At 69.5% G+C, this 12,290-nt stretch carries 14 protein-coding genes and 2 pseudogenes; 11 read left to right on the forward strand and 5 right to left on the reverse strand.

What is annotated here, in order from left to right; translation table 11 throughout:
• Positions 1-217: 217 nt before the first annotated feature.
• Positions 218-931 (forward strand): sugar nucleotide-binding protein, encoded by a 714-nt coding sequence (locus ACZ6KY_RS33550; RefSeq protein ID WP_469314018.1) that lies wholly within the window; start codon positions 218-220, stop codon positions 929-931.
• A gap of 237 nt (positions 932-1,168) precedes the next feature.
• Positions 1,169-1,402, forward strand: coding sequence for a hypothetical protein (locus ACZ6KY_RS33555; protein ID WP_469314019.1), 234 nt, complete (start codon positions 1,169-1,171; stop codon positions 1,400-1,402).
• Positions 1,403-1,744: 342 nt separating this feature from the next.
• Here the strand turns inward: ACZ6KY_RS33555 and ACZ6KY_RS33560 are convergent, their stop codons facing one another.
• Entirely contained in the window at positions 1,745-1,951 is a 207-nt protein-coding gene (locus ACZ6KY_RS33560) for a hypothetical protein (protein ID WP_469314020.1), read from the reverse strand.
• Positions 1,952-2,630: 679 nt separating this feature from the next.
• Between ACZ6KY_RS33560 and ACZ6KY_RS33565 the strand changes: the two genes are divergently transcribed.
• From ACZ6KY_RS33565 to ACZ6KY_RS33580, 4 genes are all read left to right on the forward strand, one after another.
• On the forward strand, positions 2,631-2,957 hold the full coding sequence (locus tag ACZ6KY_RS33565) for a hypothetical protein (protein ID WP_469314021.1): 327 nt from the start codon (positions 2,631-2,633) through the stop codon (positions 2,955-2,957).
• Positions 2,958-3,091: 134 nt separating this feature from the next.
• Positions 3,092-4,399 (forward strand): HEAT repeat domain-containing protein, encoded by a 1,308-nt coding sequence (locus tag ACZ6KY_RS33570; protein ID WP_469314022.1) that lies wholly within the window; start codon positions 3,092-3,094, stop codon positions 4,397-4,399.
• Positions 4,400-4,461: 62 nt separating this feature from the next.
• Positions 4,462-5,067, forward strand: coding sequence for a hypothetical protein (locus ACZ6KY_RS33575; protein ID WP_469314023.1), 606 nt, complete (start codon positions 4,462-4,464; stop codon positions 5,065-5,067).
• A gap of 73 nt (positions 5,068-5,140) precedes the next feature.
• A complete protein-coding gene (locus ACZ6KY_RS33580) occupies positions 5,141-5,680 on the forward strand; it encodes an AAA family ATPase (RefSeq protein ID WP_469314024.1) in 540 nt (179 codons plus the stop codon).
• 75 nt (positions 5,681-5,755) lie between these two features.
• Here the strand turns inward: ACZ6KY_RS33580 and ACZ6KY_RS33585 are convergent, their stop codons facing one another.
• Together ACZ6KY_RS33585 and ACZ6KY_RS33590 are read right to left on the reverse strand one after the other, a co-directional pair.
• Positions 5,756-6,112 (reverse strand): alpha-L-arabinofuranosidase C-terminal domain-containing protein, encoded by a 357-nt coding sequence (locus ACZ6KY_RS33585; protein WP_469314025.1) that lies wholly within the window; start codon positions 6,110-6,112, stop codon positions 5,756-5,758.
• Positions 6,054-6,389: an alpha-L-arabinofuranosidase C-terminal domain-containing protein gene (locus ACZ6KY_RS33590; RefSeq protein ID WP_469314026.1), complete on the reverse strand. Its 336-nt coding sequence runs from the start codon at positions 6,387-6,389 to the stop codon at positions 6,054-6,056. Before ACZ6KY_RS33590 ends, ACZ6KY_RS33585 begins: the two co-directional genes overlap by 59 nt.
• A gap of 95 nt (positions 6,390-6,484) precedes the next feature.
• Here ACZ6KY_RS33590 and ACZ6KY_RS33595 point away from each other — a divergent pair, with 95 nt between their 5' ends.
• The 4 genes and pseudogenes from ACZ6KY_RS33595 (at position 6,485) to ACZ6KY_RS33610 (ending at position 8,694) form a co-directional block, all read left to right on the forward strand.
• Positions 6,485-6,904 carry a hypothetical protein gene (locus ACZ6KY_RS33595; protein WP_469314027.1) on the forward strand — a complete coding sequence of 140 codons (420 nt, stop codon included), beginning with the start codon at positions 6,485-6,487 and terminating at the stop codon, positions 6,902-6,904.
• 197 nt (positions 6,905-7,101) lie between these two features.
• Positions 7,102-7,314: pseudogene (locus ACZ6KY_RS33600) on the forward strand (transposase); the annotation flags it as partial.
• Between the two features lie 181 nt (positions 7,315-7,495).
• Positions 7,496-8,137: a uridine kinase family protein gene (locus ACZ6KY_RS33605; protein ID WP_469314028.1), complete on the forward strand. Its 642-nt coding sequence runs from the start codon at positions 7,496-7,498 to the stop codon at positions 8,135-8,137.
• Between the two features lie 146 nt (positions 8,138-8,283).
• Positions 8,284-8,694 (forward strand): hypothetical protein, encoded by a 411-nt coding sequence (locus tag ACZ6KY_RS33610; protein ID WP_469314029.1) that lies wholly within the window; start codon positions 8,284-8,286, stop codon positions 8,692-8,694.
• A 305-nt stretch (positions 8,695-8,999) separates the two neighbouring features.
• On the opposite strand, the gene ACZ6KY_RS33615 is transcribed toward ACZ6KY_RS33610, so the two are convergent.
• Positions 9,000-10,829, reverse strand: coding sequence for an alkyl/aryl-sulfatase (locus ACZ6KY_RS33615; protein WP_469314030.1), 1,830 nt, complete (start codon positions 10,827-10,829; stop codon positions 9,000-9,002).
• A gap of 142 nt (positions 10,830-10,971) precedes the next feature.
• Between ACZ6KY_RS33615 and ACZ6KY_RS33620 the strand changes: the two are divergent.
• Positions 10,972-11,540: pseudogene (locus ACZ6KY_RS33620) on the forward strand (IS5 family transposase); the annotation flags it as partial.
• 64 nt (positions 11,541-11,604) lie between these two features.
• On the opposite strand, the gene ACZ6KY_RS33625 reads toward ACZ6KY_RS33620, so the two are convergent.
• A complete protein-coding gene (locus ACZ6KY_RS33625) occupies positions 11,605-12,009 on the reverse strand; it encodes a nuclear transport factor 2 family protein (RefSeq protein ID WP_469314031.1) in 405 nt (134 codons plus the stop codon).
• Between the last annotated feature and the right edge of the window lie 281 nt (positions 12,010-12,290).

Genomic DNA, 12,290 nt, shown 5'->3' on the forward strand with positions numbered 1-12,290 from the left:
ATCTGTCCGCATTCGGTAACAAGACAACTGGGCCCAGACACACCGGTGTTCACACCGTGCCCGTCAATGGTGCAGCGCCTTCGGCTGCTACGGCACAGAGCAGGGCCACCAGGCGCCCCGCCCATCCGCGAAACGGTTCACCAGCGGTCCACCGCGCACGTGGACCCCGCGACACCCAGCCCCAACACCCTCAGCACCACCCCGGTCGGCGCCGGTGATGTCACACCCAAGCCCGGCCACGAGTACCGGACCATCCAGCCACCCCTCCCCCGGCGTCCCCCGGGTTGAACGCGGCCTGGCCGGCTGGGCGGTGACGGCGGAGGGCCCCGTCCGGCTGGCAATGGCTGCGGCGAAATGCGGCAGCCGTCTGGTCCACGTGTCCAGCGATGCCGTTTTCTCCGGTGCCCGAGTCCACTACGACGAGTCCTGTCTCCCCGACCCCGTCACCCCGTACGGAGCAGCGAAGGCGGCGGCGGAGACCGGGATTCTCGCCGTCTATCCGGAGGCCGTTGTCGCCCGCACGTCGCTGATCATCGGCGACGGGCGTTCCGCACATGAACACGCTGTGCACGAACTCGCCGCCGGCGTCCGCAACAGCGTCCTGTTCACCGACGACATCCGCTGCCCAGTGCACGTCGCCGACCTGGCCACCGCCCTTCTGGAGCTGGCAGCGTCCAACGCGTCCGGTATTCACCATCTCGCAGGGCCCGACGCTCTGAGCCGTCACGAGCTCGGCATCCTCATCGCCAGGCGTGACGGTCTCGACGCCTCACGGCTGCCCAAGGGCCTGCGGGCCCACAGCGCACTGCCCGGCGCCCTCGACGTACGCCTCGACAGCCAAGCGACCCAGCGGGAACTGAGCACCACACTGCGTGGCGCTCGGCAGTTCTGCACGGCCACAGGCGTGACCGCCCGGCCCGCCGACTCATGAGCGAGCCAATCAGAGGAGGAACGGGCCGCAATCGTGGCTGCAGCCCTGCTCCCTGGTGTCCGTCCTCACCTTTCCACCTTTGTAGCCCTGTTGGCAGCCGATCGAGGGGTGGCCGGTCCACCGCTTCCGGAGGATTCGCCCTCGGCACCTTCGCCCTGACCCTCTCGATGTCCGGCTCGACGCTGGCCGCCACCGGCGACTTCCCACTACAAGTTCCGCGACCTCAATGACCGCGAGGTGACCGTCACCCTGCCCGACCCGCGCAGCGGCGAGTGCATCGACCTCTATGCCGTCGACTCCTGCAAGTACGATCCCGGCTACGCCCCGCACAACGAGACCGATGCCTGGGCGACCGTCTACACGGACACCAACTGCGACGGCGATCAGTGGAGGCTCAAGCCCCACGACCAGCAGGCATCCGACCGCCTCCTAGTTCGCTCGGTCCGCTTCGACCGGCACGCTGAGGGCTAGAAGGCGCCGGACTGGACGCGCGATAACCCTCGATGATCACCAGCGGGACCTCCCGCGGCCAGCCTCAAGCGCCACGCCGTCGCCCACACCACCCGCCAGTGAGAAACGGCCCCAACAGGAAACGGTCCGGGACTCGCCTCCCGCCAGTCGCTGCAAGGTGTCTGGGAGAAGGTCCGGCGACGGAGTCGGAAGGGATCCGGTCTGTCGGCGCACCGTCGTACATCTGGCATGCCAGCGTCTTGATGCGACGCACGGGTCCCTCGACGGTGCCTGAGTTCCAGGGGATACCGGGCCCGCTGACCACGACGGCCACGTGCCGGACGCGAGATCCCCCGGCGACGGTCAGCCCGACAGTGCCCCAGGCGGAAGCGCCAGGCCGGCGGGGGCGCTGAGCCATCCACGCTCGGCCGCAGGAGCAGCGGCATCCTGCGAGGGCGGCATCACCCGCTGGAGGTCCCTGGCGATCCGCTCGGCTTCGCCGCGCACCTGCGCCGGCACATCACCGCGCTCCGCAACGAGTTGTCGGTAGATCGGGGCTTCCTGGAACACGGGCGACGCATCCTTCCTGTCGGCACCTCACGCAGGACACGGAGGCAGCCGCCGAGTGTACGGGGCTGCGCAGCACGACTCCACTTCGGCGATCGGGCTCTGGCCTCACACGTGCACAAGGTGGGGGGCTGGGCCTCGCCTGCGGCACGACACAGGTTGAGGGCTTTCGCCTCATCGACACCTCGTGCTGGTGGGAGCGGGAAGTCACAAGAACCCATGCCTGTATCCGGTGGAACACCGGCTGTCATCATCGGACCATGGCAGACGATGAGCCCGCATTCGCCGGACGATCTCGCCCCGATGGCGGCGCACTGGTCCTGTTCGTCCGGCCCGGGGACGTATGACCGCATGTCCGGGGGCCCTGTTGTTTTCTCGCTCATGGCCAGAGAGGGGTGGATCAGCGCTCTGCTGCTACGCCATGGCAGCGAGGGAGGCTGCCCGCAGGGGTGACCGCGGCCGTCGCGGTCAGTCTGCCGTCCATGATGCTCATGGAAGGGCACATCACCCGGATCGTCAACTGGCTGCGCCGGCACAAGCGTCCACTTCCCGCGATGCGTCTGTCCGCTTCCGGCTTGGACTACAGCCCCGCATACACCGGCGACTTCCCCCTGCACGTCGACTGGTTGCTGATGACGGAGAACCAATACGGGCGAGAAACCGACAACACCGGCCTCTTCTGGTGCCTTGCTCTCCGATCATCAACGGTATCGATCCCCTTCTGCCCATCGTCGAGCGCGAATGGCCCCTCGATGCGCGTCAGGCCAGGACCGAACTTCGCGCGCTGGTCCGCAGGGCGGAGATGGACAAGGACTCACCGGACCAGATGGCCGTCGCCGTCCATCTGGTCCACCACGGCACGCCGATCGTCTTCAATCCGTACTACGTGTCAGGGGCGCCGTTCTGGATCGTCGACGCGCACCTGCGCCGGCACACCGACGGCCGGTGCACGCTCCAACCGCCTGCCGAACGGTTGCCGCCGACCACACGGTTCCGTACCTCGATCTGAGCGCTGCCGATCGGAGGCACCGGCGGGCGCCCGGTCCATCGATCCCGCGTTTCCGCGGAGGCCGCGCCGTCGATGACAGGATGTCCGCCGGGGAACCGATCGGCGAGGTCTCGGGGGCTGCGCAAGTGGCAGGAATGGCGCTCGATGCGCTGGACGATGTGCCGTGGGAGCGGCTGGAGTCGGCGCTCGCGCACCGGCCCGCCGAGGAGATGCGGCAAGCGCTGCGTCGCCTGGCGCTCAGGGGCGAGGCGGCGACCGAGGAAGACTGCTACCCCCTTTTCGACTGCTTCGCGGTGGGCACCGGGCGTGTGGCCTCCGTCTCGGCCGCCGCGCTGCCGTTCGTCGTTGCGCTCGCCGGCGATCCGGGCATGGGCGCCCGCGCCACGCTCGTCCAGCTCCTGGCGAGCCTGTCCGAGGTGGCGGCCGAAGCCGAGCCGGACCTGGTGGATTCGGGATGGCACGAGGCATGGCGGCTGCAGCGCTCCCGGATCCGGGCGTTGCTCGCGGACCCGCTGCCCGAGGTGCGCCGGGAGGCCCTGCCCCTTGCGGAGGGGGTCGGCGTGCTGCTGGAGCGGTGGCAGGTCGAGAAGGACCCGGGCGTGCGGCTTCCTGTGCTGCTCGCGCTGGGGACCGCGGCCGGTTCCGACGGGGCCGGGCCGGTGGAGCGGGTGCGGGCGGTCGTGGCCGAGGTGTTGCGCACGGGCGGACCCGTCATGCGGGTCGCGGCCGTGCACGCCTGGGCGGCGTTCGATCCCCAGGCACCGGTCCGTGAGCTGGACCTGCTGGTGGAGGTCCTGTCCGACCCGGCCGTACGTCCCCGGTTCGAGGCGATCTGGTACGAACCGGACGTCGTCGAGGATACCTTCACCCGTGAGGACATCGTCGCCTCGACGGCCCGTCTGTTGGAGAAGGCACCGCGGTCGGCACTGGCCTTCGTCGTCCGGCTCATCAGGGCGGCGCGCCGCACCGGGGACACCCTGCTGTGCCGCGCCGCGCTGGACGAGGGGTGGCGGCTGCTGGTCGTGAGGCCGTCCGCGGCGTCCGAGCTGCTGCCGCTCGCGGGCGCGCTGCTCGCCGATCCGGACGACGGCGTACGGTACCGGGCGGCCCACCTGCTGGCGGTGCTGGGTCCGCAGGCGACCGTGTACGCGGATGAGCTGGCCGCGCTCCTCGACGACCCCGGCGAGGCCGAGTTCCTCGAGGGGACCGTCGGCGACCACGCCCGCTGGGCGCTCGCCCGCATCGGCGACGAGCGCGCCCTGCCGGGGCTGGTCGAGCGGCTGTACGCGCCGTACCAAGGGCAGTACATGCGCTCCTACGTCTCGGGCGACCCGCGGCCGCAGAGGTCGAGGACGTCCTCACCCCGCTGCGGGCCCACGCCGAGAACCTGCTGCCCGCGATACGCAAGCTGCTCCGGGACGACGGCCACGGCGGCCCCCTGACCTGCCGCCTCCTGCAAGTTCTCACAGCTTGGGGGCCGGCCGCCGCGCCCGCGCTGCCCGAAGTGGTGGCCCTGCTCGACGACACCCGGCACTCGTTGGACGCGGTCGATGCACTGGTGGCGATGGGACCGGCCGCGCGATCGGCCGAGGCAGCCGTGCGCAGCTGCACCGTCCTCGACCACCCCGGCAACCATCAGAAGGTGGCGTGGGCGGCCTGGCGCCTCGGCGGTGACCTCGGCACGGCGATGCGGCTCATCGGTGAGGCGATACGGCCGGAGGAGGCACGGTTCCACGGCCCCGTCGGCCTCCTCGGCGAATTCGGACCGGCGGCCGCGCCGTACACCGACCAGGTACGGCAGGTCATGGAGCAGGCTGACGGCTGGCTACGGCTGCGCGCGGCGATCGCCCTCTGGTCGATCACCGGCGAGCCGGAACCGAGCGGATCCGTCATGGAGGAACACCTCCCTCCCGTCGCCGACGGCGGCGACGCCTACGGCTTCTTCATCGACGCGCTACGCGCCCTCGCCGCGATCTCTCCCACCGCACGAGCGACTCTCTGCACGGTGCAGGCCTCCGACCGCCGGCTGTCGACCTACCGGGACTACCGGGCCTTCCTGCAGGACGAGGAGATCCGGTCCACCATCGACGACGTCCTCGCGCTGCCATGACCATCGGCCGGCCGGCGGTGTGCGGAAGTTGTAGCCAGAAACATCCCGGGGTGGTCATGTCTACGCTGGCGGCGTGACGTTGGTGTGGGTGACGGGCAATTCGGGGACCGGCAAGTCCACGGTCTGTGGGGTGTTGCGAGCGCGTGGTCACGTTGCGCTCGACGCCGACGAAGACGGCTTCAGTCGCTGGGTCGACCGAGCCACGGGCGAGGTGGTGGTGAATCCTCCGTATCCGGTTCCTGAGGGGTGGCTCGACCGGTACGGATGGGCGATCGTCCGTGAGCGCGTGGAGACCCTCGTCGGGGAGTCTCGTTCCCGGATCGCGTTCTTGTGCGGGTCGGCGGAGAACGAGGAAGACGTCCTCGATCTTTTCGACCTCGTCGTGTGCCTGGTGATCGACGAGGCCACCCTCCGCCACCGGCTCGCGACCCGCACTACGAACGCATTCGGTCGACACCCCGAAGAGTTCTCGGCGGCCCTGAAGTGGAATCCCCGGATGCGAGGGATCTACGCAAGCCGGGGCGCGACGATCATCGACGCGTCCGAGCCGGTGACCGAGGTGGTGGACCGCGTGATCGACGCGGTGCAGGGGCTGACAGGGGCCGCGAGATGACGCTCCGTGACCGTAGGGGCGCCGGCCGGTGCACCGGGAGCGGTCACCGACTCGGCTGCCGGCCTGAGAGCGAGGTCAGTCGGCGGGGCGCAGCCGGATGACGTTCCACGAGACCGGCTGGAGGAGGACGACAAGGCGGCCGTCAGTGACCGCGGTGGAGGCGACGGCGCGCGAGTGGACCCGGTCGGGGTGCTGCTCGGTGTTCGTAACGCGGATGTCCGGGTCGCTGAGGGCCCGATGCTCCACCGGGACGTGGCCGGGGAAGGCCCGTAGGCCGAGGGCGAGTTCGACCGTCTCGGACCGGTGGCGGTTGACGGCGAGAACGGTCAGTTCGTCGGGGTCCTCGGCCCCGGTCAGGTGGGTGGCGACGGCGTCAACGACGGGGACCTCGCCGAACCTCTCGGTGTCGTACAGCGGTGTCACCGGCTCCACTCACAGGACGTTCCGCGGGCGTGGCGGGCGGTCTGGGCGAAGGGGTGGAAGGTGGTCTGGCGCCAGCTCGGGCCGCCGGTTCGCTGCGGATGGGGGCGATGACGTTGACGACCTGCGCGAGGCAGGCGGCCGTGACGCGGCCACTGTTGCGCAGCAGGCTGATCAGCAGCCCGCCGACGACCACGGCGTCGACGACGTCGTACTCGTCCTCGATCAGGCGCGGCGCGACCGGCCTGAACGTCGAGCCCGGCGACCTGCCGACCGCGGACGGCCGCACCTATCCGGTCGAACTGATCCGCGCCATCACGTTGACCTGTCTATTCGCAGGTCGACGCGCGACGAGATCGCCCGGCTCCGGTTGGGCTGCATCCGTTGGCAGCACGACGGGCTGCCCATCCCCGGCGACTCCGCGAAGTCCTCGCCCGCGACGCTGTCTGCCTGCTGGACGTGCCCACCCACAAGACCGGCACCGCGCTCACCAAGCCCGTCGACCCCCTGCTCGGCCAGGCCATCGAGGCATGGCAGGCCGCGAGGTCCGCCCAGCCACCCATGCTTGACCGCAAGACCAACGAGTACACCGACTTCTTCTTCGCCCACCGGGCCAGCCGGGTCGCCAAGCACTACATCAACACGGCGATCATCCCGATGCTCTGCCGCAAGGCCGGTGTCCCCACCGCGGATGTCCGCGGCAACATCACCAGCCACCGGGGCCCGCCATCCGCATACCTCACACACCACTGGATACGGCCAACAACCCGCCCTCACCAGGAACTTTGCGAAAGATCACCCTGACGAGCCGAAGTCAGTAACCACGTATCTTCCACTGTCCGCCGGACGTCCAAGCGGTCCGGGGCTGATCCCATGACGGCCTCGAACGATGCCCCGAACGTGATCGCCCGTACGGGGATTCCCGGGACATGAACACGGCCTTCGTCTGATTCTGTGCTCCGCCCAAAGAGGCACATGCCCAGTACGAAGGCCGCAGGGGAATGAGTCTGCTGCAACATGACGTCCGGCGGGAGGCGTTCGCGGTCGCGTCACACTTCCGGGACGACTTCTTCGCCTGCCTGACCGCGCATGGGGACACGCTGTTCGAGCTGACCGACGCGTTGCTGTGCGCGGACGGCCCGGTGACCACGCCGGTGGACCTGACGCTGACGGCCGAGCACAGGCGCGGGCACGGCGCCATGTACGACGCGCTGAAGGTCCGCGGCATCGCCGAGACCGGTGCGCAGGCCGACCGAAGGTCGCGGCCCCCGGGCCTCCGCTGAACCGGGCCTCGTTTCCCTGCTTGCCATGGGCGATCACGCCGCCGTACATTCCCTGCACCCGGCTTGTCCAGCCGCTTCGTCTATCCCCTTTGAGCACATGAGGAGCGCCCGTATGACGGGTGTACTGGCGGTCGCAGGCGGCACCGCATCCGGCAAGTCCACCCTTGCCGAAGCCCTGTCGCTACAGTGTCCCGAGAGCGTGGCGCTGGTCCATCTGGACGACTACTACGTGTCCGCGCACGACCCCCTGAGGGGTGTGTGGACGGTCAGTGCCGACGGGCACGCGGTCCTCGACTGGAACCATCCGGGGTCGATCGACGAGACAGCGGTGACACACGCCATCGACGCGGCGCTGCTGCGCCCCGGCGTGCTGCTGGTGGTGGTCGAGGGCCTGTTCGCGCTGTCACTGCCGTCCGTGGTCCGGCGGGCGGCGTGGCGGGTGTACGTCGACACCCCCGACGACATACGCCTGGCCCGCAAGATCCTCCGGAAGATCGAGATGCAGCGGCAGGACCCCCGACTGTCCCTGCGCAACTATCTGCAGACCGGCAGGGACCGCCACGCAGCCCACGTCGGGCCCTCCCGGGCAGCGGCCGATCTGGTCGTGGACGGGACCGCGAGCGAGGCGGAGATGCTGGCGGCCGTCATGCCGCTGATCGGGCCGACCCTCGCACCGCCGCCCGCGGCACCCTCACGGGCACGGGGGGCGTGCGGTGCGACCCGTACCCCCGGGGTCCCGGCGTTCGCGCTGTGACGCGCCCCGGGGCACCGGCCCCGGCGGGCTCTCAGGCGAATCACGACCGATCCAGTTCACCTGCAGCCAGGCGAACTGCAGGGGGCGACATAGCCCCCGGCAGAGGGCGAGCCGGTACCGGACACGCCCCGGTCACAGGACTACCGATGGGGGACCTGCTCGCTCAGGTCCACGCCGCCGCATCCGAACCGCCCGACAGCCCGGACATCGCACCGCATGTCAGCCGGGCCTCGCTGCGAACCGACCTCGCGGACACTCAGGGCCGTGTCGTTCGCCAGGCCGCCCGGCTTCACCAGCTGGAGAAGAAGCTCAGCGAACTGCTCGGCGAACAGGCCTGGCGGCAGTCCGGCCTGGGCGCCCCGGACGACATCGAGAAGCTCAAGCGCCGGATCACTGCACTTGAGCAACAAGCCGTGGACCTCACCCGCCAGCTCGAAGAACGCCAGCAAGAACTCGACGCGGCTCGAGCCGCCAACCGCGAGCTGATCACCCGCCTGAACACTGCTCCACGCCCACGCGAGGCCCTTAGAGGTTGTCCCCACCTGTCGTGCTTGTAACAGGAGTGAGGCGAGGGTGGCGGCTGCCCCTGCCCTCAAGTCACCCCGAGCGGTCAGGCCGCCCCTCTCGGCAGCATGTCAGTGGGCGCTTCCACGCTCTCGTACATGAGCGGCCGGCCCGAGCGCGGCTTCCACACCCGCGGCCTCGTCCTCCACGCCAGCCGCTTCCCACTCCTGCATGCCGGCTCCGTTCCTCGGCGACCGCTGCCCTGACCGGCACCGCAGCCTAACCGGCGACCATGTGGCGGCCGCCGCCCGAGGCCAGGCTGCCCAACCTCCGACCCGACCGAAGCGGGTCCGGCCCATCACGGCGTCACGATGGGGAACGCCGGATCGGCCTTGCTGGTGTACGACATCAGTCTGTCCAGCAATCGAGGGTCGCCGGTCGCCTCCACCCCGTCCAGTCCACCACCGGCCAGGAGGCCGAGGAGGTGGGGCTTGGTGAGGGTCAGGGTGAGGCCGGCCGCCGTGGACGGGGGTCGATCCGCCGGATGGGCACGGTGGCTGAGTGCGCCGTTGTGCAGGGTGAGGCGTCGGCGGCTGCCCTCGTCCGTCAGGACCAGGTCGATGGTGATGTCGTCGTGCCAGGCGCGCGGGCCGTCGATCCGGATGGCGAGCGTATCGATGATCATTTCGGTGGTGAGGGCCATCGCCATCTCGGGATTGCCCATGTCCACCGAGGTGGGTGTCGTGCCGTGGCGCAACTCCCGTGCCGAACAAAGGTAGAAGTTGCGCCAGGTCGCGTTCTCGGCGCCGTGCCCGAGCCGCTCGTAGACGCCGGCGAGTTCCTCCTTCGCGTCGGTGTCGCCCGCCTCGGCGAACACGACGTGGTTGAGCAGCGTGGCGGCGAACCGGAGGTCGCCGCGGTCCCGGTACCCGCGGGCCTTCTCGACCGTCTCGCGCGCACCGCCCAGCGCCTCGACGTACCGCTTCGCGAGTTCGACGGGCGGGTGCTCCCACAGGTGGGCCGCGTTGCCGTCGAACCAGCCGAGGTACCGCTGGTAGACCGCCTTGACGTTGTGGGAGAGCGAACCGTAGTAGCCGCGAGCGTGCCAGGCCTTCTCCAGGGCGGGTGGCAGCCGCAGTTCCTCGGCGATCTCCGGCCCGGTGAGACCGTCGTTGAGCAGCCTCAGAGTCTGGTCGTGCATGTACGCGTACAGGTCGCGCTGCTCGGTCAGCAGCCGGACGACGTCGTCGCGGCCCCAGGTCGGCCAGTGGTGGGAGGCGAAGGCGACGTCGTAACCGTCGCCGAAGAAGTCGATCGCCTCGTCGAGGTAGCGGGCCCAGATGCGTGCGTCGCGGACGACGGCTCCGCGCAGGGTCAGGATGTTGTGCATGTTGTGCGACACGTTCTCGGCCAGACACAGTGCGCGCTTCTCCGGGAACACGAAGTTCATCTCGGATGGGGCCTCGGTGCCGGGAGTGAGCTGGAAGACGATGCGTACTCCGTCGACCGTCTCCTCCTGCCCGGTGCGGGTGACGTCCACGGTGGGCGGAACCAGGCTGATCGTGCCCATGGAGCAGCCGGGGCCCAGGCCGGTGCTCAGCTGGCCGTCGGGAGCCTTTGGCAGCGCGGTGCCGTACATGAAGTCCGCGCGGCGGACCATGGCGTTGCCCGCATAGACGTTCTCGCTGACCGCGTGCTCCAGAAAACCTTCCGGGGCGATGATGGGCACGCCCTCCTCCGTCCCGTGGGGCAGCACTCCGCGCGAGCCGCCGAAGTGGTCGCCGTGCGAGTGCGTGTAGATCAGCCCGGTGACGGGGCGGTCGCCGCGGTGCTCCCGGTACAGCGCAAGGCCCGCCGCGGCGGTCTCGGTGGAGATGAGAGGGTCGATGACCACGACTCCGCGCCCGCCCTCGACGAGGGTCATGTTGGAGAGGTCCAGGCCGCGCACCTGGTAGATGCCTTCGGTCACTTCGTACAGCCCCTGCTTGGCGCACAGCCGGCTCTGTCGCCACAGGCTGGGGTGGGCGGTGTCGGGGCAGTCGCGCTCGAGGAAACCGTAGGCGTCGCTGTCCCAGACGACGTGGCCGTCGGCGCCCGTCACGACGCCCGGGGTCAGTGCGGCGACGAAGCCTCGATCGGCATTGTCGAAGTCGGCGGTGTCGTCGAAGGACGGCAGGATCTGGTCCACTGTGTCGGGCTCCGATCAGGCGAGGCGGGTTCGGCCGGAGGCGAGCCGGTCCGCAGGGGCACCCGACCATTGTGTAATTCACCCGGCTATGTCGCATTTTCCTGTGCGGCGGTGATCGGCTGTGAGGTTGCCGGGTCTTGGGTGGGCACGGCTGTATGAGGTCCTCCTCGCCAAGCTCCGCAACGCGAACGCCTTGGACTTCTCCCGAGCTGCCGTCGACGGCTCCCACATCCGCGCGCCAAAGGGGGCCCCAAGACCGGACGAAGCCCCGTCGACCGGGGCAGGACGGGCAGCAAACACCACCTAATCACCGACGCCACCGGCATCCCGCTCGCCGCCACCCTGACCGGGGGCAACCGCAACGACGTCGCTCAGCTCATCCCGCTCCTCCAAGCCGTGCCGCCCGTGCGCGGCAAGCGCGGTCGGCCCAGGCGCCGCCCGGACGTGGTGCTGGCCGACCGCGGATACGACCACGACAAGTACCGCCGGCTGGTTTGGGACCTCGGTGTGAAACCGCTGATAGCCCGGCGCGGCACCGAGCACGGTTCCGGACTCGGCACCCAACACCGGGTCGTGGAGCGCGCGTTCGCCCACCTGCACTGGTTCCGCCGCCTGCGGATCCGCTGGGAGATCCGCGACGACATTCATGAAGCCTTCCTCACCCTCGCATGCGCGCTCATCTGCTGGAGGCGCTTGAAGTCATCGCAATAGGAGTTCTTGGAACTTCAGCAAAGTGACGGGCTGGTCACCCGGCTGACCCGAGCGAGGCCAAGAATCAGGCTCCGGCGATGGTCCGGCCCGGCATCGGCTCCGCGAGCGCGGCCCGCCAGGCTGGTGCGCCGAAGGGGTCGGCGAAGTACTGCGTCTCGTGCACCACGTACTGGTCAGCGAATTCCATGATGCTCACCGAGTACGAAGGCACACCGTCGTAGGTGATGATGCATTCGCTCACCCACAGATTCGCATGGCCGGTGATCCGCTGGACGGTGAAGTGCCGGTCGGCCGGGTGCCCGCCGCGTTGCGCCGAGATCGCCGCTCGGCCCCGGAACCGCTCACCTGACTGCGGGTAGTCCAGGATCGCGTCCGTGGCGTAGATGGCGTGCTCGGCTTCGGTTTTCCCGCGTTCCGAGGCCCGCCAATGCTCCTCGATCGCGGCCCTGGTCCGGGAGTCAGCATCCATGGCACCGCCCTTCCGTAGCGGTGACAGCCTAGGCACTCCGGGCCACAGCCGGCCCGGGGCCAGGCGGACCTGGGCTGTCAAGTCCTCCCTTTGGCCGGATCGGAGGGCGGCAGCCGTCCACCGTGGCAACGGCGTCGAGTGACCGCCGCCCGGCTCACCCCATCTTCGATCCATTCTGTTAGGAGTTCTTAGGGCGTGCAGAGAATTAACTTGCGGGTTTTGAGACTTGACCTCGCAGGTCAGCGTGCCACTCGCCTACATGTTGTTCTTCTGCACGCCCT

It is taken from the genome of Streptomyces sp. NPDC042002, assembly GCF_055588305.1.

Bases quoted from the DNA above. Each gene is read 5' to 3' on its own strand.
- ACZ6KY_RS33625 (WP_469314031.1), bottom strand. From the start codon at position 12,009: ATGGATGCTGACTCCCGGACCAGGGCCGCGATCGAGGAGCATTGGCGG.
- ACZ6KY_RS33550 (WP_469314018.1), top strand. From the start codon at position 218: ATGTCACACCCAAGCCCGGCCACGAGTACCGGACCATCCAGCCACCCC.
- ACZ6KY_RS33605 (WP_469314028.1), top strand. From the start codon at position 7,496: ATGACGGGTGTACTGGCGGTCGCAGGCGGCACCGCATCCGGCAAGTCC.
- ACZ6KY_RS33610 (WP_469314029.1), top strand. From the start codon at position 8,284: ATGGGGGACCTGCTCGCTCAGGTCCACGCCGCCGCATCCGAACCGCCC.
- ACZ6KY_RS33570 (WP_469314022.1), top strand. From the start codon at position 3,092: ATGGCGCTCGATGCGCTGGACGATGTGCCGTGGGAGCGGCTGGAGTCG.